The sequence below is a fragment of the Salegentibacter profundi genome (assembly GCF_054121475.1).
The window spans coordinates 30,587-55,391 of the sequence record NZ_JBSYGG010000011.1; the positions used below are offsets into that span (position 1 = coordinate 30,587).

Genomic DNA, 24,805 nt, shown 5'->3' on the forward strand with positions numbered 1-24,805 from the left:
CACAAATATATAAATGAAAATATTTTACAACAACCTTTATTTAGACTTATTTTAAATAAAATTCAACTTTCTTCGTCTGGACGGATTTTCTAGTGATACTTTGAAAAGATTTTAGTCGCTTCATTATGGGCAGACTCGAAACTGGTCATCTTGATATTGGTATCCGCTTTCCTGGAATTAAAATATGAAAGCATTTTTTCTGAAGGCATGTTACCCGTTAATTCATCTTTTGCCATCGGACACCCCCCAAACCCCTGAATGGCGCCATCAAACCGGGTACACCCGGCTCTGTATGCTGCATCAACTTTTTCATACCATTTAGAAGGAGTGGTATGAAGGTGTGCTCCGAATTCTATATTGGGGTATTTGGGAATAAGGTTTGAAAAAAGATATTCGATATTTTCCGGGGAAGATGTTCCGATAGTATCGGAGAGTGAAAGAATTTTTACGCCCATTGCCGAAAGTTTTTCAGTCCACCGACCTACTATATCCAGGTTCCAGGGATCACCATAAGGATTGCCAAAGCCCATGGAAAGGTAAGCTACCACCTCCTTATTGCTGTGGTTGGCAATTTCCAGGATCTCTTTGAGAATCTCTACGGATTCGGCAATAGTTTTGTGGGTGTTTCGCATCTGAAAGTTTTCTGATATCGAAAAGGGATAACCTAGGTAATCTATCTCCCCAAATTTAGAGGCATCTGTGGCTCCCCGGGTATTAGCTACTATAGCCAGTAATTTACTTTTTGTGGCTGAAAGGTCCAGCTTGGACAAAACCTCAGCGGTATCGGCCATTTGGGGAATGGCTTTAGGGGATACAAAACTGCCAAAGTCTATGGTGTCAAAGCCGCAACGCAACAAAGCCTGGATATACTGCGCTTTTTTGTCCGTAGGAATGAATGTTTTAATACCCTGCATGGCATCCCTAGGACATTCGATGAGCTTGATTTTCCCCATAGCCTCCAAAGATACTATTTTAGAGAATATTTAAAAAAATATCCCCTTCAATAAAATTCATATAAATCAAAGGCGGAAAACCAGATTCCCGATATTCATTTGACAAAAAACTGGCGCCCTTGTTTTTTAGATCATAATTAAAATAGCGATACCTAAAAAGACCAAGATCTGCAACCACTTTAAGATCACACCGGACTGCTTATGCTGCTTTAGGTAAGTCGAGATTTTTCCTGCCAGTAAAGCAACCGAACCAAAAATCAACACAGTTTGAAGCATAAAAATACCTCCTAAAATAAAAAATTGTAGCACGGTATTCCCTTCGGGCTCCCATAGGAAACCGGGAAAAAACGCAAGAAAAAAGATGGTGACCTTGGGATTTAATACATTCATTATAAATCCTTGTTTAAACAAGCCCACCAGGGACTTTTTCTTTATGCCGCCGGTAGAATAAGCTACTTCAGGATCGCTTTGACTTACCTGGTAAGCCAGGTATAACAAGTACAGGGCCCCGAAAAGCTTAATGATAAAAAACAGCGTTGGAGAACTTTTTATAATGGCAGAAACTCCGAAAGCCACAAGACTGGTATGTATGATGATTCCCGCGGCAAGGCCCAAGGCAGTAACAAATCCTGATTTTCTGCCGTTGGCCATACCTTGTACCATCACATAAATGATATCGGGTCCCGGAGAAATGGTCAGGATCATAGAAGCGGTTAAAAAAGGGAGGATCTGTTCGTACAATACCTTATACTCTGGCTAAAAGCGCCTTATTAATTCTTTTTATGAGGCCCGGTCCTTCATAGATAAAACCGGTATATAACTGCACCAGGCTCGCTCCGGCATCAAGTTTTTCAAGGGCATCTTCAGGAGAATGAATTCCTCCCACCCCAATGATCGGGAAAGCCTTGTTACTTTTTTCAGAGAGAAAACGAATAACCTCTGTAGCACGGTCCTTTAATGGCATTCCACTTAGCCCTCCGATTTCCTCTTTGTGCTTCGAATGTATCCCCTCTCGTGAAATAGTGGTATTGGTGGCGATCACCCCGGCGATCCCTGTATTCTTAACAATATCAATGATATCCAGCAATTGTGAATCGCTAAGATCTGGAGCAATCTTCAGTAAAATTGGCTTTTGTACTGGTTTTTTAGCATTTAATGTTTGAAGGCTATTCAAAAGAGCTGTAAGGGGTTCTTTATCCTGGAGCTCCCTTAAATTCGGGGTGTTTGGAGAACTCACGTTTACTACAAAGTAATCTACATAATCAAAGAGGGCCTCAAAACAAATCTTATAATCCTCACTAGCTTTTTCATTGGGCGTTATCTTGTTCTTCCCTATGTTCCCGCCGATAATGACATTTTTATTGGCTTTAAGTCGTCTAACGGCTGCCTCAACACCATCATTATTGAACCCCATCCTGTTTATGATAGCCTTATCCTCCTTTAATCTGAAGAGTCGTTTTTTTTCGTTCCCAGGTTGTGGCCTTGGGGTCAAGGTTCCTATTTCAATAAAGCCAAATCCAAGATCGTCAAGTTCCTGATATAGTTTTGCATCTTTATCAAAGCCAGCGGCAAGACCTACAGGGTTCTTGAATTTAATTCCAAAAAGCTCTCTTTCCAGACGTGGATCATTTATCTGAAATTTTTTTCGTAGCAAGGTTCTTATTCCGGGAATTTTCCCAAAATTTCTTAAAGATGTAAAAGTAAAATGATGAACCCATTCCGGATCAAAGTGGAATAAAAGCGACCTTATTAATGATTTATACATGGTAGTTGGTTTGTGCAAAAATAAATGAAATCATAAAATAACTTAGCCTATTCTTAAAAGGTTTTGAGGCAAATTAACGAATGTCTATTTTTGGCTAAACTACTAACCAATGACCAATAAAAAGCAGATTATAGATCGATTTATAAGTTATGTGAAAATCGATACCCAAAGCGATCCCAAAAGTACCACCACTCCCAGTACGGAAAAACAATGGGTTCTCGCCCGAAAGTTAGCCGAGGAACTTGTCCAGATGGGCATGAGTGAGGTCGATATAGATGAAAACGGATATGTCATGGCTACCATCCCAGCTAATGTAGCCTACCAGGTTCCGGTCATTGGCTTTATCTCACATTTTGATACTTCTCCCGATTTCAACGGAAGCAATGTCAATCCTCAGATCATAGAGGATTATGATGGTGACGAGATCGTATTAAATCAGGAAAAAAACATTATTCTCTCCCCTGAATATTTTGAAGAGCTGGCCCAGTATAAAGGCCAGACTATAATCACTACTGATGGCAACAGTCTTTTGGGTGCCGATGATAAAGCGGGAATTACGGAGATCATGACCGCTATGCAATACCTCCTGGATAACCCCGAAATTCCTCACGGAAAAATAAGAGTTTGCTTCACCCCTGATGAAGAGATCGGAAGAGGAGCGCATAAGTTCGACATTGAAAAATTTGGGGCCCAATGGGCTTATACTATGGATGGAAGCCAGATCGGAGAGCTGGAGTTTGAGAATTTTAATGCTGCACAGGCCATTGTGAAAGTGCAGGGAAAAAGTGTCCACCCTGGGTATGCCAAAGATAAAATGATCAATAGCATGTACATCGCCCAGGATTTCATCAGTTCCCTTCCACGACTGGAAACCCCGGAACACACGGAGGATCGTCAGGGTTTTTTCCACCTGAGCAGCATAAAAGGCAATGTGGAGCAAACCCAGTTGGAATATATCATTCGGGATCACGATAAGGAACACTTTAAGGCCAGAAAAATAATGATGAGTGATCTTAAAAATGAGATCTGTTCACAGTACGGGCATGAATGTATCGAAATTGAAATCCAGGACCAGTATGCTAATATGCGTGAAAAGATCGAACCGGTAATGCATATTGTTGAAATTGCTGAGAATGCCATGCAGGCAGTTAATATTAAGCCGATCATTAAACCAATCCGAGGGGGTACCGATGGTGCTCAACTAAGTTATATGGGATTGCCCTGTCCTAATATTTTTGCCGGAGGACATAATTTCCACGGAAAATATGAATATATCCCAGTGGAGAGCATGCAGAAAGCTTCAGAGGTTATCGTAAAAATTGCCGAACTTACTGCTGAAAGACACCAGTAAATACCTGGTAAACAGCTGCATAAAAAAACCTCACAGGAATTAGTGAGGTTTTTTTATTGAAACGGTATAGTTATTTTTTTATTTCTCTGGTTTGGCCGGTTCATTGAGCTTTCTGCTCATTTCCATTGAAAGGGAAGAGCGGTCGAAAGTGATCTTTCCTGCACCGGTTTCAATAACTACAGCATTATTTTTTTCGCTAAAATCAACAATCTTACCGTGCATACCACTTTTGGTAACGATCCGGTCACCTCTTTTAAGTTCGGCGGCAAAGTTCTTTTCCTGTTTAGCACGTTTCATTTGTGGGCGTATCATAAAGAAATACACCACTACAAACATTAAGATTATTGGGGCAAACTGGGTTAATTGATCCATTTATTAGCTCGCGTTTTCATCAGATTCTACAAAAGCCTTAATTCTTATACGTTCTTTTCCGGCTTCGGTATTGGCATTTAAGGTAACTGTTTTGGTTACCTGGCCTCTTCCAGATCCATCAAATTTCACGACCATCTCTCTGGTTTCTCCAGGCTGGATGGATTCGTTTTTAGGATAAGTGGGCACGGTACATCCGCAGGAACTACTTGCATTTGTAATTACCAAAGGAGCTTTTCCAGTATTGGTAAATTTAAAGGTATGTTCCACCGCTTCTCCTTTTGGGATATTACCGAAATCGTGCTCTTCTTCCTCGAAACTGATTTCAGGGTAAACCGTAGCCTGAGCATCGCGTTCGGCCGCGGTCTCCACATTTTCTGCTTTCACTTTATCTGAGGCACTTGAAGTGTTATCTTTACAAGAAGAAAATAGCATCGCCCCAACTGCTGCTATCATTAAAAATCCTTTTTTCATTTTACTTGTTTTTTAGGTTTAAAGGCTAAAATTACTAAAAAATTCGGTGCTACATAAGGCCGCGACCTATTTTATTTAGTTTGCCGTTTTCTGAATATTCCTTGGAAAGTTTATCCAAAACCCCATTGATAAAAATACTGCTTTTGGGGGTACTGTATTCCTTGGCCAGTTCCAGATACTCGTTAATGGTTACTTTAACCGGAATGGAGGGAAATTTCAAGAATTCACAAATAGCCATTTTTATAAGTAACATATCGATTTCGGCGATGCGATCTTTGTCCCAGTTTGGAGTTTTCCCCAGCATTTCATCAGCTAAAGTTTCATCGTTGAGATAGGTTTTTCTGAACAGTTCCTTGGCGAATTCTTTATCATCATCGCTCTTAAATAATTTTGGAAGGTTAAAAGAGTTGCCAGGTTGGTCTTTTAATTTCTGAAGCAATTTCACAATGGCTGTATTTACCAGGGGCAGGTCATCCAACCAGGTTAATTTCTTATCCTCCAGGTACTCATATAACTTTTGGTTAGGCGCAATGATATCTTTAAAAATCCGTATGATAAAGTTTTTATCCTCCTTAAAACTGGATTCCCGGGTGGCCATATAGGCCTGATACATATCACTCTGCCTCAATTCATTCCAGATGATTGCCGCATATTCGTCATCCCGGCTCCAATGCGTGATTTTACGATCCTCCAGGGCTTTTTGTAAACTTTCGTGATCCTGAAGCAGGGCAAAGACGCGGTTATTTAAAAATTTACGGTTCGGATCCTTATCCTCTGTGGTGGCCAGATGTTTTTGTTGGGATTTTTCTAAAAAAGTTTCGGCTTTTTGCCTTATTTCGGTAATAAGACTTAGCTGAAGAAGAAACAGGTCATACATCTCCTCCATGCTTTTAATCAGGAATTTCTCTTCTGTGGCCAGGTTATCGTTCTGGCTTTGATGAAAGGCGTAAAGCGATTGCATCACCTTAACTCGAATATGTCTTCTTGTCAACATAAGTGTAAAAGAACTTTTTTAGAATTAGAAAGGGCGAAAGATGTTATCCTTCGCCCTGCAAAAATATCAAACTTTTGAAATAGATTACTTCAAATTTTGTTTTTTTCTCTCGTCAATTCTTTCCTGAGCAATTTTAAGCGCAGCAAAGTGCGTAGTCATATTGTTCTTTTCTGCGGTGTGAAGGATCTCAAGAGTAGTATTATAGATATTTTCCGTCTTACGCATAATTTCTTCCTTCCCATATTTTTCAAGCTCGGCGTAAACATTGATAATTCCCCCGGCATTTATCAGAAAATCCGGCGCATACACTATTCCCTTCTCCTGCAGAAGCTTTCCGTGGACAAGCTCGTCGGCAAGCTGGTTGTTTGCAGCACCTGCAATGATCTTCGCTTTAAGACGATTTATAGTCTGGTCATTAACGGTAGCGCCAAGGGCACAGGGAGCGTAAATATCCACCTGGGCACTATAGATATCTGTATCCTTAAAAATAACAGCTCCGTATTTTTTCTTTACTTCTTCCAATCGCTCCTCATTGATATCACTGATCATCACCTTTGCCCCTTCTTTAGTAAGATAGTCCACCAGGGTTTCGCCAACGTGACCAATTCCTTCAACCATCACGGTTTTTCCTTCCAGACTATCGCTTCCGAATTTATATTTTGCAGCAGCTTTCATCCCCATGTAGACTCCGTATGCGGTTATAGGAGAAGGATTTCCAGAACCTCCTTTTGATTCTGAAATTCCACTGACATATGGTGTCACCTCTCTTACGGTATCCATATCTGAAGTTTCCATTCCTACATCCTCAGCAGTGATATATTTCCCGCCTAAAGAGTGCACGTATTCCCCGAATTTCCGCATGAGTTCAGGAGACTTATCCTTTTTAGCATCACCGATGATAACCGCTTTACCACCACCAAGATTAAGACCGGTGATCGCACTTTTAAAGGTCATTCCTCGCGATAGACGAAGCACATCATTAAGGGCTTCCCATTCGCTGCTGTAGTTCCACATACGTGTGCCGCCAAGGGCAGGACCTAAAACCGTATTATGAATTCCTATTATTGCTTTTAATCCTGTATCTTTGTCGTTACAAAAAACCACCTGTTCATGGTTGTCAAAAGAAAGCTGTCCGAAGACCGGCGCGGCTTTTTTTAGCTCTTTAGCGTTTAAAACGTCAACTTGCATAACTTGTAAGGTTTTAAATTTATGATTTTCAATATTTCTGAAAATCGTTTAGCAAAAATAATCAATAATTTAATAAAGAGTATTTTAAGACCTGTTAAAATGGCATATTCTCAAAAATTTGGCTTATCCTGAATGAAACACCTTAGATCCCTCAATAAATTTTTTCTCAAATATAAGTGGAGATTGATCATTGGCTTTATCATCACAGTGGCAGCACGAATCTTCGCTTTGTTCTATATTCCGCTTGCCGGAAGATCCACCAATATCATCGAGGAGTATATCAATGGAGAGGTTACCGATATTGAAATCGTAAAGGATGAACTGGCCTGGAATATCCTACTGATTATAGGAGCCACACTTATCGCCGCCTTTTTTACTTTTTTAATGCGCCAGACCTTTATTGTAGTTTCACGGCATATCGAATTTGATCTAAAGAACGTAGTCTATAAGCATTATCAGGAATTATCGCTTAATTTCTACAAGAAGAACCGAACCGGGGATCTAATGAACCGAATTAGCGAAGATGTCAGCAAAGTACGAATGTATCTTGGTCCGGCCTTAATGTATAGTGTGACTACCCTTACTTCCAGTGTTGTGGTATTAATCTTTATGATTGAGGCGGCTCCTTTACTGACACTCTACACGGTGCTGCCCCTACCCGTGCTAAGCTTTGCTATATATAAAATCAGTGTGGCTATCCATAAACGAAGTACTGTTGTGCAGCAATACCTGTCGAAACTAAACACCTTCACCCAGGAAAGTTTTAGTGGAATTGCAGTGATAAAATCCTATGGAATAGAGCCCCAAACCAATGAGAATTTCACCGAGCTTTCTAATGGCAGCCGCGATAAAAATATCGCCCTGGTAAAAGTACAGGCATTTTTCTTTCCTCTTATGGTTTTGCTTATTGGAATCAGTAATGTGCTTGTTATTTATATCGGTGGTCGGCAATACATCAATGGTCTTATAGACCTGGGTGTCATTGTAGAATTCCTCCTCTATGTCAATATGCTCACCTGGCCCATAGCTTCTATTGGATGGGTTACCTCCTTAGTCCAGCAGGCGGAAGCTTCCCAGGAACGTATCAACGAATTCCTGGATGAGGAACCAGAGATCACCAGTCCAAAGCAATCTCCGGATGATATCCGAGGAGACATCGCTTTTAAAAATGTGAATTTTACCTATGATGATACCAACATCACCGCCTTGAAAAATGTTTCATTTGAAATTAACAGCGGAGAAACCCTGGCAATAATCGGAAAAACAGGGGCTGGCAAATCCACTATCCTGGAACTGATAGGAAGACTCTATGATGTGGAAAATGGTGAGATCACTGTAGATGGCCGTAACATCCAGGAGCTTAATCTGCATAGCCTTAGAAAGAGTATTGGGTACGTACCGCAAGACGCTTTTCTTTTCAGCGATTCTATAAAAAACAATATCAAATTCGGAAAAACAGATGCGAGTGACAAAGAGATTATGGAGGCCGCTAAAAATGCCTCGGTGCATCAAAATATTGTAGGTTTCAGTAAAGGTTATGACACGGTATTAGGAGAACGGGGAATAACCCTATCCGGAGGCCAGAAACAAAGAGTCTCTATCGCGCGTGCCATTATTCATGACCCTAAGATTCTGTTGTTTGATGACTGTCTATCCGCAGTTGACACCGAAACCGAAGAAGAAATCTTGAGCAATCTTTTCCGTATTTCGGCCAATAAAACAACCATTATAGTAAGCCATAGAATTTCATCAGCAAAGAATGCCGATAAAATTATCATTCTGGAAGACGGCCAGATAGTTCAACAAGGCACTCATTCCCAATTATTAAATCAGGATGGCTATTATAAGGAACTTTATGCAAAACAGTTAAATGAAAAAGAAATGTGAAATAATTTTGGGGAATGTTAAAAATTTTTAGATTTTTGAGCAACACAAAAACTAACTATTAAAGAATCAATTTATGAGTGATAATGGAATGATGGAAAAAGAAGAAATATTCTCTAAAGTGTTAAGGGCCGGAAGAAGAACTTATTTTTTTGATGTAAGAGCCACCCGTGCCGATGATTATTACCTCACTATTACCGAGAGCAAAAAGTTCACCAACGACGATGGTTCTTTTTTCTACAAAAAACACAAAATTTACCTTTACAAAGAGGATTTTGCCGGTTTCCAGGAAATCCTGCAGGAAATGACCGATTACATTGTTTCTGAAAAAGGAGAAGAGGTAATTAGCGAGCGTCATCAAAAGGATTACAAAAAGGAATTTGACACCGAGGCTTCTGCCAACGGAGAAGATAGCCCGGCTGAAAAGTTCACCAATGTGAGTTTTGACGATATTTAAAAAGTTACTTAGAAAATTTTATCTACAAACCGTCCCCATCTTTCCGGACGGTTTTTTTATATTCAGGATTTTAAAAAAAATTACGAATGCGAATAATAATTACCACCCTAAGCCTCATTTTTTGCCTGCAAATTCAGGCCCAGGAAGAAGACCTAAGCCTGGATTACTACTTACCCGATCATGTGACCTACGACCAGGACATCCCAAAACCCCAGGACATTATTGGTTATGTTCCCGGTCAGTGGCACGTCAGTCATGACCTGCTTCTTAACTACATGAGAGAACTCGATAGAATTAGTCCTCGGATCACTATGGAAACCCGGGGCCATACCTACGAGGGCCGCCCTTTGGTGTTGCTCACTGTAACTTCCGAAAAGAATCATGAGAATTTAGAAACTTTAAGAAAGAACCATTTGGCCTTAACCCAGGAGGGGGCTTCCGACCTTGATACTCAAGAGATGCCTGTAGTGGTGAACCAGGGTTTCTCTATTCACGGAAATGAAGCCAGTGGCTCCAATGCTGCATTACTTGTTGCCTATTATCTTGCAGCAGCCGAGGGACCTGAAATTCAAGACCTACTTGAAAATACCATTATTCTTTTTGACCCTGCCTTTAACCCTGATGGACTTCAACGTTTTGCTTACTGGGCCAACACCAATAAAAGTAAAAACATTAATCCCGATCCCCAGGACCGGGAATACCGGGAAGTTTGGCCTGGAGGCCGGACTAACCATTATTGGTTTGATATGAACCGCGACTGGCTTCCGGTTCAACTGGCAGAGTCCCAGGCCAGATTAACAACCTTCCATAAGTGGTATCCCAATATCCTGACCGATCACCATGAAATGGGATCAAATTCCACCTTTTTCTTTCAGCCTGGGATTCCATCAAGAACCCACCCATTAACACCAGATATAAATCAGGATCTTACCAGGGAAATAGGTACATACCATGCTGCAGCTTTTGACGAGTTGGGTTCATTTTATTATACCCAGGAGGATTACGACGACTTTTATTATGGAAAAGGTTCTACCTTCCCCGATATTAACGGTAGCATAGGGATCCTTTTTGAACAAGGAAGCTCCAGGGGACACGCGCAGGAAACCGATAACGGTATTCTCACCTTTCCTTTTACTATAAGGAATCAATTCACTGCGGCCCTCTCCACTCTGGAAGCTGCAAAAAAGATGCGTGTCAAACTGCTTAACTATCAACGCTCGTTTTATGAGAATGCTCGGGAATCAGCGAGCAATGGTGCCTGGGCTTTTGGAAGTACGGAAGATGCCTCTTCGGCTTACGAACTTGCTAAAATACTCAAGAAACATAAAGTGAAAATTCACCAGTTAAAACAGGATACTGAATTTGGCGGTAAGCAATTTAAAAAAGGTAGTACTTATATAGTTCCTAAAGATCAGCGTCAACATCGTTTGGTGGAAGCCATGTTCGAAAAACGAACCAAATTCCAGGATAGTCTTTTTTATGATATTTCTGCCTGGAATTTCCCAATGGCTTTCAATCTTGATTATGCTCAGGATGTACGGATAACTAACGCCGGAGCTCAAATCCAGGACCTTCAAAAACCCGAAATTCCTACCATCGAAAAATCGGAATACGCCTATCTGATGGAATGGCATGATTACTACGCCCCAAAAGCTTTGAATATGATTCTCGAAGAAGAACTCAGGGCAAAGGTGGGCATGAAACCATTCAGCAGCGCAGATAAGCAATATGATTATGGTACCATTTTAATTCCCGTTCAAAACCAGGAGATGGATGCCTCGGAACTTCACGCCTTTCTGCAGAAAGTTTCAACCCAATCCAATGTGGAAATCAGTGCGATCAATACCGGTCTTACCCAAGGGATTAACCTGGGAAGTAACCAGTTCAGAGCCCTGGAACCTGCAAAGGTCGCCTTAATTGTTGGCGATGGGATAACTCCCTATGATGCCGGTGAGATATGGCATTTGTTCGACCAGCGCTATGACATGAAAATCACTAAGTTGGATACCCGCAGTTTTTCCCGTGCCGATCTCAGCCGTTATACCGATATTATCGTTCCTAATAGCTGGGGTAAAGGCCTTGGAAAAAATGAGGCTGACAAACTGAAAACCTGGGTAGAAAAAGGAGGGACGCTTATAGGTTACCGAAATATGGCACGCTGGCTGAAACGTCACGATTTCATGGATTTAGAAATCAAGAAAGACACTTTAGTGGCAGAGAATATTTCCTTTGAAGATCGCAGAGATTTTACCGGAGCCCAAGGCATAGGTGGTGCTATTTTCGAAGCCAATACCGATCGTTCGCACCCGGTTAATTTCGGATATAAAGATGATAAAATTGCACTCTTCAGAAATACCACTATTTTTGTAGAAGCCGATAAGCAGAGCTATAAAAATCCGATAAAATACTCAGAAAATCCTTTATTAAGCGGTTATATAAGTAAACCTAATTTGGACTCCCTGGCAGGAACTGTGCCCTTTAAACACGCCAAAATGAAACGGGGAAATGTTATACTATTTACAGATAACACCAATTTCAGGGCCTTTTGGTTTGGAACCAACAAACTCCTGATGAATGCGATATTCTTTGGAGACCAAATGTAAGATACCAAGGAAAGGAACAAGGCCGGAAAATTTTATTTCCGGCCTTTTTTTAGGACTAAGCTTAACGAATCAGCAGCCCATTTTCCACCTGAAGTCCAGGTTGAATCAAAACAATATCGTGGTTTTCGCCAACCGCACCCAATACAAGGCATTCACTCATGAAATTGGCAATCTGTTTTTTCGGGAAATTAACTACGGCGATTACCTGCCGGTTTAATAGTTCTTCCTTATTATAGCGTTTGGTGATCTGTGCCGAAGTTTTCTTTACTCCTTCCTTATCACCGAAATCAATCTTCATCTTATAAGCTGGTATTCTGGCTTCAGGAAAATCAAGAACTTCGATAATAGTTCCAATTCGCATTTCTACTTTTTCAAAATCTTTCCAGGAGATTTCCATTGGTTTAAATTTTCAGGAAAATTACACAAATCGACAAAAACCGGGTATAATTTGTAAATTTATAAGAAAAAAATGTCCCGTACCCAATCAAGCATGTTGGCTTTAGGCACGCCAGCCCCACATTTCAGCCTTAGAGATGTGATAAGCGGAAATATTTATACCCTGGATCATGTAAGAGGTAACAAAGGCACCTTAATTATGTTTATCTGTAATCACTGTCCCTTTGTAAAACATGTGAACGAAGAAATTGTACGCCTGGAAGGAGATTACCGGGTGCAGGGTATTGGATTTGCTGCTATAATGAGCAATGATGTAGAAAACTACCCTGCAGACCATCCTGATAATATGCAAGAGGTAGCCCGAAAGCATCAGTTCTCTTTTCCTTATCTCTATGATGAGACTCAAAGCGTAGCTAGGGCTTATAAGGCATCCTGCACCCCCGATTTTTTTCTTTTTGATGCTGAATTGAAACTCATTTACCGGGGGCAACTCGATGATTCGCGGCCTGGGAACGGAATCCCGGTTAACGGCAGGGACTTAAGGGAAGCTATGGATGCTGTGCTCTCCAATAAAAAGGTCTCTGATAAGCAAAAGCCCAGTGTAGGATGCAATATAAAATGGAAGGAAAATTCGGAACACTAGCCAAAGACTAGGTTGACCTAATCCCTATAACACCTTTAATATTCCGGGTTTAACTAATAATCCTAAATCGGAATTTGATCAAGAGTTAATCTTTTCTTAAACTCTGCTAAAGCCTGATATTTCGCAGTTTATATGTATAGTGAATTCTTAAATTTATGGGAAGTTTAATTTTATAAAATATAGAGATATGAGTTGTTTAAAATTAGGAGATAAAGCACCGAATTTCGATGCAGATACTTCAGAAGGAAAAATAAATTTTTATGACTATTTAGGGGATAGCTGGGGGGTTTTATTTTCCCATCCTGCAGATTTCACCCCGGTATGCACCACTGAGCTAGGCGCTGTAGCCAAATACAAAGAGGAATTTGCCAAGCGAAATACTAAAGTACTTGCTTTAAGTGTGGACGATTCAGAGTCGCATAAAAAATGGATCAAAGATATTAATGAAACACAGCAAACCACGGTCGATTTCCCCATTATTGCCGACCAGGATCGGAAGGTCTCTGAACTATATGGTATGATGCACCCAAAAGTAGATGAAACCTTTACGGTACGTTCTGTTTACGTGATCGGACCCGATAAAACCATTAAACTCATGATCACTTATCCGGCCAGTACAGGTCGTAACTTTGAAGAACTGCTCCGAGTAATCGATTCCCTGCAACTGACTGCCTATCAAAAGGTCGCAACACCTGCAGACTGGAAAAAAGGAGAAGATGTGGTTATCAGTCCATCGGTTTCTAATGAAGAAGCAGAGAAAATGTTTCCTAAAGGATTTAAAGAGATAAGATCTTATTTAAGAATGACTCCACAGCCGGATTCAAAATAGGCATATGGTGATATTAAAAAACCTCACAGGCTTAACCTGTGAGGTTTTATCTTTCTATATTATGGGGTACTATTTTACCGCCACAAGTTCTACATCGAATACCAGGCTGGCATTTGGTGGAATAACCCCTCCGGCACCACGATCACCGTAGGCCAGATGAGATGGAATCACAAAACGGGCATGGTCGCCAACGCGCAATAATTGAATTCCTTCATCCCAGCCAGCGATTACATGACCCATTCCAAGAGGAAAATCTATAGGTTGATTTCTTTTATAAGAGGAATCAAAAACAGTTCCGTCAGCCAGCATGCCTTTATAATGCACCGACACTGTTTTCCCTTTTTCAGCCTTTTGGCCCTCACCTTCTTTCTCGATCTTATATCTCAGGCCGCTTTCAGTTGCCTTAAATCCCTGGGCAATTTCACCCATGAGCTCCTCTTCCCGTTTTTTGGCAGCGGCTTCACGTTCGGCCTTGGCGCCGTTAAATACCCGGAAAGATTCCACTGCGTTGAATTTTTGCGCATCCTCTCCGATTCTTATGATTTCGAGTTCTTTGATCTGATCCCCCTGCGCTATCTTATCGACCACATCCTGTCCGGAAATCACACTTCCAAAAACGCTGTGTTTTCCATCTAACCAGGGCGTTTCTACATGTGTGATAAAGAATTGACTCCCATTGGTCCCGGGACCTGCATTGGCCATAGATAATTTTCCAGGAGCATCGTGTTTAAGATCGGGATGAATCTCATCTTCAAACTTGTAACCCGGACCACCAACTCCTGTTCCCTGTGGGTCTCCCCCCTGAACCATAAAATCAGGGATTACGCGGTGAAATTTTAAACCGTCATAATAAGGTTTTCCCTGTGGAAAAGCCTGGTTTTCCAGGTTTCCTTCAGCCAGGCCAACAAAGTTCCCTACTGTTCCCGGGACTTTTTTATATTCCAGGGCTACCAGTATTTCTCCTTTACTAGTATGAAATTTTGCGTATAATCCGTCGTTCATTTTTCTGTTTTTTAAAAGTCAAAGATAATCGAATTTGACCAATTGATCTAGTTTACCATTTCTCCGTTTACATAAGTTTCCAGTACCTTAACTTCTGGAATTTCCCCCTCCTCGATTTCCATAATATCCTTATCCAGAATAATGAAATCGGCAAATTTTCCGGCCTCTATACTTCCCTTTTCGTGGTCTTCGAAATTAGCATAGGCTGCCCAAATCGTCATTCCTTTTAGTGTTTCCTCCCGGGAAAGGGCCTGCTCTTTCATAAAACCATCCTTGGGAAACTCATTGGTATCCTGCCTGGCGGTGGCGGCGTAAAAGGTTAGAAACGGACTCACTTTTTCCACAGGAAAATCGGTGCCTAAAGCCAATACTCCTGCCTGATCCAATAATCTTTTATAAGCGTAGGCACCTTGAAGTCGCTCCTCGCCCAATCGGTCTTCTGCCCAGTACATGTCACTAGTAGCGTGGGTAGGCTGTACTGAAGGAATGATATTCTTACTGAAATATTTAAAATCTTCCTGGTCAATAACCTGCGAATGTTCAATTCTCCAGCGACGGTCTTCATTTTGATCAAGCAACTTATCATAGGTTTCCAAAACCAGAAAATTGGCTGAATCTCCAATGGCGTGTGTATTAAGTTGAAATTTCGAATTGGCTACCCGCTGTGCCGTTTTCTTAAAATCTTCTGGAGAAGAAAGCAAGGCTCCGAAATGGCCCGGACGGTCGCTGTATGGTTCTTTTAAAGCGGCACCTCGTGATCCAAGGGCTCCATCACCATAAAATTTCACCGACCGAACATTTAATCTTTCAGTTTTAAAAGGGTCTTTATCCAGGTAATAATCAAGATTTTCATCCGTACTACCAAGCATGGCATAAATTCTTATTTTAAGCTTGCCGGCCTGGTGTAAACTGTCAATGAGCTCGACAGTGCTTTTAGCAATGCCTGCGTCGTCAACGGTAGTGAGTCCGTAACTAAAACAAATTTCTTGTGCTTCCAAAAGGGCATTAACCTGTTCATCCCTTGAAGGAGCGGGCTCTGCCATGCTTATTAATCCCATTGGGTTATCGACCAGGATACCCGTTAGTTTACCGTTTTTTTGTTCTATATCTCCACCCTCAAAAGGAGTTTCTGTAGTAATACCGGCCATATCCAGAGCAGCCTGATTAGCCAATAGGGCATGACCATCGATTCTGGTAATGGCAATCGGAGTATCGGGAAATAGCAAATCCAGGGTGTCTTTCACCGGAAATTTCTTAACCTCCCAATCGTTTTGATCCCATCCTCTACCAGTAATAAAATCTGCATTTCTTTCTTCCTGAAAAGCCACAATGCGACCAACGACTTCCTCAAAACTTTTAGTCCCTGTTAAGTCCACTTTTTGTTGCTGCAAGCCCAATCCGAAAAAGTGGGCATGGGCATCTATAAACCCGGGAAATACCGGTTTACCACCCACATCAAGGTTTTCTTTGGCATTGTATTTATCTTTCAGAGCATCTACCGGGCCCGTTTCCAGAATCTTTCCGTCCTTCACCACGAAGGCTTCAACGATCTCAAAGTCGGGATTAACCGTATAGACTTTAGCATTATAAACCAATAGATCTGCTGTTTCTTTTTCTTGAGAATCACAAGAATTCAGAATAGCCAGCAGCCCGAAAAAAAGTAATAATTTCTTCATTTTAACCTAATTTTGTCTAAAAATAAAAAATGCGCCTTACCTGAGGCGCATTTTTCAATTATTTATTATCTCAGGTTAGAACAGATTGGTAATTGCTTTGGCAATTTCTTCTCTGATCCCGGGGTTTGCAGCAGCTGCCAGAGCCACCGATATAAACAAGCCTGTCATGGCATAGGCGAAATCCCTGAAAATCATCTTACCGGCTTTCTTACGGTGTTTTTTACCTTTCTTGGTTCGAGCTAGGCTAATGGCGATTTCCCTACCTCCAATGACTCCCAAAAACACCCAGGTGGTACTCATAGGCACGGTACTGATAAATAGCTTATAGATTAACAGAATGACATAGGTCAGGTCAACAAGGGTTGCTGCCCTAATGTCCGATATTCTCACTTTTTCACTAACGACTTTTTGGATCCGGTCTCCACGAAGGTAAAACAGGAGCCCGAGGCCAAAGAATATGGTTAATGCAAAAACAATGAACTCAAATAGGCTTTGTTGCCGGGGAAGAAAAACTGCTATGTTAGCTCCATCCTGCATTACCCATACAGCCCAGAGCGTACCACTTACGGTCCATTGGATCGCGGTCCAGGCACCATGGGCCTTTCTGCTTTTAAAGTATTTTTTGATCACGTTATATGAAAAATACCAAACTAGGAAAGACAGAATAAAGGCCATAATATACCCACTCCAACTCTTCCATACCACGGAAGTAATTCCAGAAGTATCAGCACTAAATACACTTAAAATAAGAAATGTGGTAGATACTGGCATTCTCATCCTGGTAAGGATCAGAAGAACCAAAGGCGCGATGATCTGCCAGAAACTAAAGCGCTCAGGATGTGGGTATTTTGAAGTACCATCAGGGCTAAGTAATCTTTGATAGGTCACATCCCCATCAAAAACCACCCAACTAAAACCAACGGTTAGAAGAAAAATACTTCCCACGAAAAGCCATAAAACCCACCATCGCTTTGCTTTATTACTTTCGATAAAAGTACCTAAAGACTGTATACTGTCGTTGGCAACTGTTGCGTAAGCCGCGAAAAAGAATCCCAGCCACATCCCGGCCTGAGCATACCCGGAAGCGATCCCGGCCATGATAATACCTATAATTACGATTGCCAGGAAGGTTTTTTCCTTTACCAGAACATCCAGTATATTCAAATACGGTTTACTCCGGTCTACTCTTTTAAATTTTTTTGCCTTTGCCATTTAAATTTGGGGATAGAAATAGGTTAAAAATTATGCGCTGCAATATTATATTATTTTTTAGTTACCAATGTTGCCTAAACGTTAAGTAATACATTTTCAAAAAAACAATAACTTATTGAATTCTAGAAAAATATTCGTTGAAGTGCAGAAAAATAACTAATCTTTAAAAATAAGTGTGGAAATAAAATAAAAAAGCATTCCACCAAGGGAATGCTCTTTCTTATTTCTCTGAAAAAATCCTTCTTATTTAGAAATCGAATTTATAGGTTACTCCTGCCATCACCTGGATGCCCTGAACCTGGAAATTGGTCCAACGCATATAATCATTATTCAAAAGGTTATTCCCTTTCAGAAAAGCTGAGAGCTGGTCGTTAAAGCGGTACCCTAAATGCGCGTTAAGATCCAGGTAAGAATCAAGGCTAATAGTTTGAGGCTCGGTGTCCATTAGCTGTGGATCACCATAGCTACTCAAATCCTTTCTTTCCCCTACGTAAAAAAAGTTCGCCCCAGAATACCATTTTTCAGTAATTTGATAGTCAGCGTTCAATGAGGCCTTAAAATTGGGTAAGTTCCACGCCTCTACTTCCGTGTCGGTAGTATAATCAAAAGCTTCAGCATTTACTGCAAGCCTGAAATCCCGGTTAACATCTACACTTATTTCCCCGAAAAAAGAAAGTGTTCTAACATCGTCATATCGCACATTAAAGGAATTCCCATAGGTATACCCACTATCATTATTGATACTTCCGTAAGGGTTTCTGCGAAATAAACGCTTATCGAGTTCAGAAATATAGCTACCTCTTAGATTATACCCCAAACTATTGCTTAACTTACCTTTAGCTCCCACATAGGCATTGTATTCTTTATTGGTAGGTCGAAGGGCGGTGTTTGGTGACACATGAGGGTTTTGCTGAACAAAATCATAGTAAGTGTTTTGCTCAAGATCTCCTTCTATTCCGGCATAAGCGGTAAAGTATTCTCCTGCAAGGCGATAGCTTGCAGATACTCTTGGATAGATATAAAAATTACTGTCAGAGTTTTCAGCATCCAAACTATAGAAAAAAGCCAGCCCTAAATCCAGGGTGAGATCATCCCTCAATACCAGCAAGCTAGGATTAATACCGAAATTCATAAAAGTGAAATCCAGACCTTCACTCTCGTTAAAATAATCTTCCTTGAAAGAAGTATTCAAAATATCAGCATAGATATTAGTGGTGACCAGCTCATCGGCAATATTAAATTCAAAAGTTCCGGTGGCATCAAAATGGTTCTCCGCTGTATTATAAGAATCACCGGTATGTCTAAAAGTCGCTTCAGCATTATCAAAAAAGGAATCAAAGAGTTCAATTTGTCCTCCTGCATATACGGAATAATAGTTTTGTCTGGGGTCAATTTCAGCGATTCCCGTATCGCTTAGATCAGCCGAGGGCTCGATCCCATACCAGTTAAATAACTGATGTTCACCGCCAAGTTCGGTCTTCCAGCCAAGATCACGATTTCGTGAAGTGTAACTAAGATTCATTTCAGTATCGTAGAACTTATCATCAAGAACAACCCCATCTATCCCCCCCTGGGAAGATTTATGCCGTAGGTAAATACCAAAGTTATCACTGCGGTTAACCTCCAGATTACTGTAAAATTCAGCTAGAGCATTGGTATAATTTCCAAAGGCCAGGGTTGCATAATTATCGAAAACCTTTGGAGGCCTGGAACGCTCCACTGTCGTGGCACGCCCCTTAGACGGAGTAAAGGTAGAGGCTACCGGCACAGAAAATATACTGTATTTAACTGGTTTTTTCTCCAGGTCCAAGGAATCTGCACGGACTGGTTGCTCTTTTATTTTATTGGCATCTCCCACCTCGGGAGAATATGGTTTTACAACAGTAACGGTTTCACTTCCAATGGGGTCCTGGGCAAAAAGAACTCCGCATAGTAAGAATAAACTTAAAAACAGACTTCCTTTTATCGAAACTTTATTCATAATCGGGTAGATTGAGTGACTTTTAATTATTTGTTTCTACTGAGGAGTTGGTCTTGGCCTCTTCAGCTTTAATACGTGATAGTTCGGTTTTTGCTTCCTGTACTATCTCAGGATAATTCTCAAAGTTCTGGATCACATTCTCTAGAATGTAGGTGGCCTGGTAGGCATCATCCAACTGATAAAAGTTTTTACCCATAAGTACAAGGCCTTTGGCGCCCCATCGCTTATATCCTGAAAAGTCTTTGGCAAGAATTTGAACCGCTGCATTAGAGGCTTCATAATTACCGGATTTGTGTTTAAAATAAGCGTCATAATAAAGGGCTTCTGCGGCGAGCTCTCCTTTGGCATTCTTTTGCACCTCAGCATAAGCGGTTTTAGCGCGGGATTCATCGCCATTTTTAATGGCTGAACGTGCGATGATAAGTTGGGCATCGGTTTTTGCTCGGCTATCAGCTTGAGAATTACCAAGTACTTTTTCGGCGTAGGAAGCAGCTCTTGTCGGATTATCCAGTTCATCGAAAGATTTCATCAAGTTGGATTGCGCATAGATCCTGTTCTCTTCCGAAGTGGTCTCTTTCTCTAGTCGTTCCAATAAAGGGACAGCCTCATTATACTGACCTTTTTCAAGCTTGATTTCCGATAATCTCGCCAAGGCCTGCTCGGTGAATTCATTTTTGGGTTTGTTTACTACAGCTTCATAATGTTTCTCAGACTTGTCCTTATCTCCCTGACGATAATAAAGCTGAGCAAGATAGAAATTAGCGTTTATCGAGTGTATACCATTGGGGAAGTTCTGAAGGTATTTCTCAAAGCCGCTTATAGCGCGTTCATTATTATTATTAAAATACTGATTTTCGGCCGCTTCATAAGTGGTATTGTCTAAATCGGCATCGGTTACCTCAACGAAATCCACATTTCTTACCCAATTGGCATATTCATCGGTACGCCCCAGATCTACATAGACCATCCTTGCTGTAGACACTGCCTGCATGGCCTCTGGGGTATTTGGATAATCATTTACAATCCGTTTGAGATCAGCAAGGGCTTTTTCACCCTGGTCGGAGTTATAATAAATCAATGCTTTTCTAAGCATCGCTTTGGGAACAAAAGAACTGCCGGATACCTCCCTGATCAAACGATCATACGCCTGTAGGGCCTTCGAGTTATTGTTCATAGCAACATAGGTGTTTCCTAGCTCATATAAGGCGTCGTCGCGATATGAGGACCGTGAATAGCGATTTACAAAACTGTTCAATTCCTCGAGCTTGGTCTGGTTCCGTCCAACGAATCCGTAACTAATTGCTTTCTGAAATGCTGCATAATCACTATTGGAGACCTTATTATCAATAGCTTTATTGTAAGCCTCCATCGCAGGCCAGTACTGGCTGGTGACAAAATAACTATCTCCCAACCTTAATAGTGCGTCGTTTCTTCTCGCATTATCATTTGAATTATCGGAAGAATATTCCTTGAAGTACTCAGCGGCTCTAGCGTATTCATTCTTCTTAAAGTAAGCGTAACCTAGGTTATAATCTAGATTTTCCATCTCTGGTGTACCCTGGGCAGCGCTCATCCCACTAAATTCTTTGTATCCTATAATAGCCTGATCAATTCGATTAATATTGAATTCACTTTCTGCTTTCCAATAAGTAGACTGTGCGGTTATGGTTGGATTACGCGGTTCTGACAGGGCCTTTTCAAAATTCTTGATAGCCTCATGGTAATCTCCTTCTTCATACAACTCCAGCCCATAGTAATAAGCTACTTTCTGGTAAGCCTGCTTATCACTGAAATTTCGATTATTTTCCAGCAACCTCATCGCTTCCTCATAATTCTTGGAAGTAATAAAAGAGTCGATGAGCAAAGTTTCTACCTCCGGTTTAGCTTCAGAATCGGGGTAATTTTCCAGGAAATTGATAAGCACCTGGGAAGGACTCTCGTATGAATTACCGATTTCGTAACTAAGTTTGGCGTAATTAAGACTCGCATCCTCTTTTATTTTAGCATTAAAATCCATTTCACTGGCATTTTTGAAGGCATTTAAAGCTTGCTGTTTCTTATCCAGATTGAGGTAACTTTGAGCCAGGTGATAATATGCGTTCTGAGCAACGGCATTTTTACCATTGATTATTTTATTGAATTCAGATACCGCGCTTTGATAATCACCCTGTTTGTAATAGGCATAGCCCAGCTGGTAATAATCGGTGTTGTTCCATCTTCCGCGCATACCGCGATACTCCTTCAGGTATGGAATAGCCTCCTGGTACTGCTGAAGGTTGAAATAACTTTCTCCAATAATTTTATTAAGTTCAGATTGCTCGATCCGTGTGGAATTAGGAAGTTGTTCCTTCCCTAATTTTATGGCTTCCTCAAAGTTTCCAAGTTTGAAATTCATATCCGCCTGGAAATAAGAAAGGTTTTCACTGTAGCGTTCATTATCTTTTACCTGCTCAAAATTTTCATTGGCTTCCTGGTAATCATCGCCTTCATAGGCCATATAGCCAATATAGTATTTGGCCTGAGACCCATATTCCTTGGAATCCCGGACACGCTCGAGATAAGTCTTGGCCTGTTCATATTGGTTTGCCCTGAAATAGGCATAACCATTATTGAAATAATAACGTTCACGATCTTTACGGCTCATGCTTTTTTCATCGACCTTGTCATACCATTTTCGGGCAAGGGCATATTTTCCAGTCCCAAAGTAATAATCGGCAACATCGATATAGGCGGTATTGGTTTTTGTGCTGGTGGGATAGCGGGTGACAAAACGCTCCATCAACCTGTCCGCCCCGGGCTGGTTCAGCCGTACCGCGGCATTAGCGATATAATACGCGCAATCTCCTTTAATTTTTTCGTCTTCGGTTTCTTCCTTCACCTCATCAAACAAGTTCTGGGCAGCAAGATATTGTTGATTGTTATAGAGTTCGAGTGCCCGATTAAAATCGGCCAACTCATGAGTATAAGCCGCTGACTGCTGCGGGAATCCCGAAACAGAGAGAAAAAGAAAAGCAATAAGCAGGAATGCCTTGTGAAGTCTCATGAAAATTTATTTAAGTTGATGTTCAAAGATATTTAAACCCTGCTTTATTAACGCAGGTTTAAAGTGATAATTATGTTAAGGGTAAAAAAATAGAATCCCATTACCTGTCCTGGAAAAGAAGTTATTTAGACAGACGAATTATTTAAATGTTCGGGGACTTATACTATAGGCCCACAAAAAACTGACATACAGTTCTCTAAAGAGGTCCCCAGACTACTTAAAAAAAGCTTAGCATTAGAAGTTGTATACTACATAACCTTCCTGCACTCTTTTGGAAATTGTGGTTAATGCAGACAGCGCTATTTTTGTATGTTCAAATAACTGAGCTTTCTTCAGATCTCTGGCGATAAGAGATTGCCCGCAAACCACTACTTCCACACCGGCCTTGTGCAAGGCTTCAAGTAAAGGCAGGTTTGGGTTATCGTAATTGGTTTCAAAAAAGCTTTTATAGGTTTCATCATTGAGAAGCGATATCACGGCCTGGCCGTGAACCACCAGGATTACCTCAAGATTTTCTCTTGAGACGCCCCCTACCCCGTGTAGATTCATCAAACGTGCCGTATTTATCAGTCCCCAGATGGGTTTCGAAAAATCAGGAGCAGCATTAGGATTACCTCTGCTGGTTTCCGCCTTCATCAGATCGACCAGGAGCTTGGTTGGTTTGTTTTCGGGAATTTCAACCGCAGCCTCGATTTTATACACGCCTCCATAACCTTTAACAATAGGATGTTGCGCATCGCCTTTTTGGGCATTAATGAAATTAATGGAGAAAACAAGGCTTAGGATTACTAATAGTACTGATCTCATAGAATTTGGTATTTAAAGGCTATAAAAATAAGCAATTGTTTACCACAATCTCAATTTAATTATTCTCGTTATTCTTAAATAATCTTAGACTAGAACCTATTTGACTATGTGAAATTAGTTCTTACTTTTACCCTTAAATCCTAAAACTATGTCAGAGACCATCCTGGACCTTAAAAATGCCGCTATTTATCAAAGGGAAAGCCTTATTTTATCCGAAGTTGATGTAACCGTTAACAAAGGGGAGTTTGTTTACCTTATTGGAAAAACCGGAACGGGAAAAAGTAGTTTTATGAAAACCCTTTATGGGGACCTGCCACTTACTGAAGGTGAAGGCACCATAGTTGATTATAACCTTAGGACTCTGAAGGAAAAAGATATCCCCTATTTACGCCGAAAACTCGGGGTTGTCTTCCAGGATTTCAAATTGCTTACTGATCGCAATATTAAAAATAACTTGCTTTTTGTACTGAAAGCCACCGGCTGGAAAGATCAAAAAGCAATGGAGCATAAGATCGATGAAGTGCTGGATAAGGTTGGAATGAAAAGCAAAGGCTTTAAATATCCCTATCAGCTTTCAGGAGGTGAACAGCAAAGAGTGGCTATCGCAAGAGCATTGCTCAATGATCCTGAACTTATCCTTGCTGATGAGCCTACCGGGAACCTCGATCCCCAAACCTCGGTAGAAGTGATGGAAGTTCTTCAGGATATAAGTAAGAATGGAAACACTATTCTTATGGCCACGCACGATTATGCACTTTTACTGAAATACCCTTCAAAGACCTTGAAATGTGATGGACAAAGAGTATTCGAGGTGGTGCAAAAGTCCGTTTGATAACCTTGTCCGGTCAATGCTGAATTTGTTGTTTAGGGCTTAACCTCATCTGCCAGTACCCGAGTAGTCTTATTGATAAATAGGTAGTAGAAATTCACGCCTACAATTATAGCATTGGTAGCGATTACCGGCCAGGAATCTATCATTACTCCATAGACAATAAAGGCAATACAGCCAATGGAATTGACGATCCGTAGGGTAATGATATTCTTCATAAAGAAAGAAATGGCCACAAAAAACGAAGCGATATAACCTATCCATTCCGTAAGACTTATTCCTAAAATTTCCATGTGTCAGTGAAATAAAAAAGACGCCTTTGCTTTTGCAATGGCGCCTTTTATTATAA

22 protein-coding genes are annotated in these 24,805 nt (G+C 40.9%); 7 read left to right on the forward strand and 15 right to left on the reverse strand.

Features of this window, described 5'->3' with window-relative positions:
* Positions 1-89: 89 nt before the first annotated feature.
* The 3 genes from ACW6NC_RS12970 to ACW6NC_RS12980 form a co-directional block, all read right to left on the reverse strand.
* Positions 90-953 (reverse strand): hydroxymethylglutaryl-CoA lyase, encoded by an 864-nt coding sequence (locus tag ACW6NC_RS12970; protein WP_457866616.1) that lies wholly within the window; start codon positions 951-953, stop codon positions 90-92.
* A 126-nt stretch (positions 954-1,079) separates the two neighbouring features.
* Positions 1,080-1,694 carry a LysE family translocator gene (locus ACW6NC_RS12975; RefSeq protein ID WP_457866617.1) on the reverse strand — a complete coding sequence of 205 codons (615 nt, stop codon included), beginning with the start codon at positions 1,692-1,694 and terminating at the stop codon, positions 1,080-1,082.
* Between the two features lie 4 nt (positions 1,695-1,698).
* On the reverse strand, positions 1,699-2,718 hold the full coding sequence (locus tag ACW6NC_RS12980; RefSeq protein ID WP_457866618.1) for a quinone-dependent dihydroorotate dehydrogenase: 1,020 nt from the start codon (positions 2,716-2,718) through the stop codon (positions 1,699-1,701).
* Positions 2,719-2,827: 109 nt separating this feature from the next.
* On the opposite strand from ACW6NC_RS12980, the gene pepT reads away from it, so the two are divergent.
* On the forward strand, positions 2,828-4,069 hold the full coding sequence (pepT, locus tag ACW6NC_RS12985) for a peptidase T (RefSeq protein WP_457866620.1): 1,242 nt from the start codon (positions 2,828-2,830) through the stop codon (positions 4,067-4,069).
* Between the two features lie 78 nt (positions 4,070-4,147).
* On the opposite strand, the gene yajC is transcribed toward pepT, so the two are convergent.
* From yajC to ACW6NC_RS13005, 4 genes are all read right to left on the reverse strand, one after another.
* Positions 4,148-4,441, reverse strand: a complete 294-nt coding sequence (yajC, locus tag ACW6NC_RS12990; RefSeq protein WP_457866622.1) for a preprotein translocase subunit YajC — start codon at positions 4,439-4,441, stop codon at positions 4,148-4,150.
* A gap of 3 nt (positions 4,442-4,444) precedes the next feature.
* Positions 4,445-4,912 carry a DUF1573 domain-containing protein gene (locus ACW6NC_RS12995; RefSeq protein WP_457866623.1) on the reverse strand — a complete coding sequence of 156 codons (468 nt, stop codon included), beginning with the start codon at positions 4,910-4,912 and terminating at the stop codon, positions 4,445-4,447.
* A gap of 49 nt (positions 4,913-4,961) precedes the next feature.
* On the reverse strand, positions 4,962-5,906 hold the full coding sequence (gene nusB, locus ACW6NC_RS13000) for a transcription antitermination factor NusB (protein WP_457866625.1): 945 nt from the start codon (positions 5,904-5,906) through the stop codon (positions 4,962-4,964).
* Positions 5,907-5,990: 84 nt separating this feature from the next.
* Positions 5,991-7,094: a Glu/Leu/Phe/Val family dehydrogenase gene (locus ACW6NC_RS13005; protein ID WP_457866627.1), complete on the reverse strand. Its 1,104-nt coding sequence runs from the start codon at positions 7,092-7,094 to the stop codon at positions 5,991-5,993.
* A 132-nt stretch (positions 7,095-7,226) separates the two neighbouring features.
* Between ACW6NC_RS13005 and ACW6NC_RS13010 the strand changes: the two genes are divergently transcribed.
* The 3 genes from ACW6NC_RS13010 (at position 7,227) to ACW6NC_RS13020 (ending at position 12,038) form a co-directional block, all read left to right on the forward strand.
* Positions 7,227-8,981: an ABC transporter ATP-binding protein gene (locus ACW6NC_RS13010; RefSeq protein WP_457866628.1), complete on the forward strand. Its 1,755-nt coding sequence runs from the start codon at positions 7,227-7,229 to the stop codon at positions 8,979-8,981.
* A gap of 73 nt (positions 8,982-9,054) precedes the next feature.
* Positions 9,055-9,435, forward strand: a complete 381-nt coding sequence (locus tag ACW6NC_RS13015) for a PUR family DNA/RNA-binding protein (protein ID WP_457866630.1) — start codon at positions 9,055-9,057, stop codon at positions 9,433-9,435.
* Between the two features lie 86 nt (positions 9,436-9,521).
* Entirely contained in the window at positions 9,522-12,038 is a 2,517-nt protein-coding gene (locus tag ACW6NC_RS13020) for a M14 family metallopeptidase (RefSeq protein ID WP_457866631.1), read from the forward strand.
* A gap of 61 nt (positions 12,039-12,099) precedes the next feature.
* Here ACW6NC_RS13020 and ACW6NC_RS13025 read toward each other — a convergent pair whose 3' ends face one another.
* Entirely contained in the window at positions 12,100-12,435 is a 336-nt protein-coding gene (locus ACW6NC_RS13025) for a tRNA-binding protein (protein ID WP_457866633.1), read from the reverse strand.
* Between the two features lie 72 nt (positions 12,436-12,507).
* On the opposite strand from ACW6NC_RS13025, the gene ACW6NC_RS13030 reads away from it, so the two are divergent.
* Both ACW6NC_RS13030 and ACW6NC_RS13035 read left to right on the forward strand, forming a co-directional pair.
* Complete coding sequence (locus ACW6NC_RS13030; protein ID WP_457866634.1) at positions 12,508-13,077, forward strand: thioredoxin family protein; 570 nt, start codon at positions 12,508-12,510, stop codon at positions 13,075-13,077.
* A gap of 187 nt (positions 13,078-13,264) precedes the next feature.
* Positions 13,265-13,906 carry a peroxiredoxin gene (locus ACW6NC_RS13035; protein ID WP_457866636.1) on the forward strand — a complete coding sequence of 214 codons (642 nt, stop codon included), beginning with the start codon at positions 13,265-13,267 and terminating at the stop codon, positions 13,904-13,906.
* 69 nt (positions 13,907-13,975) lie between these two features.
* Here the strand turns inward: ACW6NC_RS13035 and ACW6NC_RS13040 are convergent, their stop codons facing one another.
* The 6 genes from ACW6NC_RS13040 to ACW6NC_RS13065 all read right to left on the reverse strand — a co-directional run bounded on the left by ACW6NC_RS13040 (position 13,976) and on the right by ACW6NC_RS13065 (position 23,627).
* Entirely contained in the window at positions 13,976-14,908 is a 933-nt protein-coding gene (locus tag ACW6NC_RS13040) for a peptidylprolyl isomerase (protein WP_457866637.1), read from the reverse strand.
* Between the two features lie 47 nt (positions 14,909-14,955).
* The gene (locus ACW6NC_RS13045; RefSeq protein ID WP_457866639.1) at positions 14,956-16,584 is read right to left on the reverse strand and encodes an amidohydrolase; all 1,629 of its coding nucleotides are present in this window, start codon (positions 16,582-16,584) and stop codon (positions 14,956-14,958) included.
* 75 nt (positions 16,585-16,659) lie between these two features.
* Positions 16,660-17,796: a hypothetical protein gene (locus tag ACW6NC_RS13050; protein WP_457866640.1), complete on the reverse strand. Its 1,137-nt coding sequence runs from the start codon at positions 17,794-17,796 to the stop codon at positions 16,660-16,662.
* A gap of 247 nt (positions 17,797-18,043) precedes the next feature.
* Positions 18,044-19,777, reverse strand: coding sequence for a TonB-dependent receptor (locus tag ACW6NC_RS13055; RefSeq protein ID WP_457866641.1), 1,734 nt, complete (start codon positions 19,775-19,777; stop codon positions 18,044-18,046).
* Between the two features lie 22 nt (positions 19,778-19,799).
* Positions 19,800-22,820, reverse strand: a complete 3,021-nt coding sequence (locus tag ACW6NC_RS13060; RefSeq protein ID WP_457866642.1) for a tetratricopeptide repeat protein — start codon at positions 22,818-22,820, stop codon at positions 19,800-19,802.
* Between the two features lie 234 nt (positions 22,821-23,054).
* Positions 23,055-23,627 carry a DsrE family protein gene (locus tag ACW6NC_RS13065; RefSeq protein WP_457866643.1) on the reverse strand — a complete coding sequence of 191 codons (573 nt, stop codon included), beginning with the start codon at positions 23,625-23,627 and terminating at the stop codon, positions 23,055-23,057.
* 148 nt (positions 23,628-23,775) lie between these two features.
* Here ACW6NC_RS13065 and ACW6NC_RS13070 point away from each other — a divergent pair, with 148 nt between their 5' ends.
* Positions 23,776-24,459: a cell division ATP-binding protein FtsE gene (locus ACW6NC_RS13070; protein WP_457866645.1), complete on the forward strand. Its 684-nt coding sequence runs from the start codon at positions 23,776-23,778 to the stop codon at positions 24,457-24,459.
* 32 nt (positions 24,460-24,491) lie between these two features.
* On the opposite strand, the gene ACW6NC_RS13075 is transcribed toward ACW6NC_RS13070, so the two are convergent.
* Positions 24,492-24,749, reverse strand: a complete 258-nt coding sequence (locus ACW6NC_RS13075) for a uroporphyrinogen decarboxylase (protein WP_457866646.1) — start codon at positions 24,747-24,749, stop codon at positions 24,492-24,494.
* Positions 24,750-24,805: the final 56 nt, after the last annotated feature.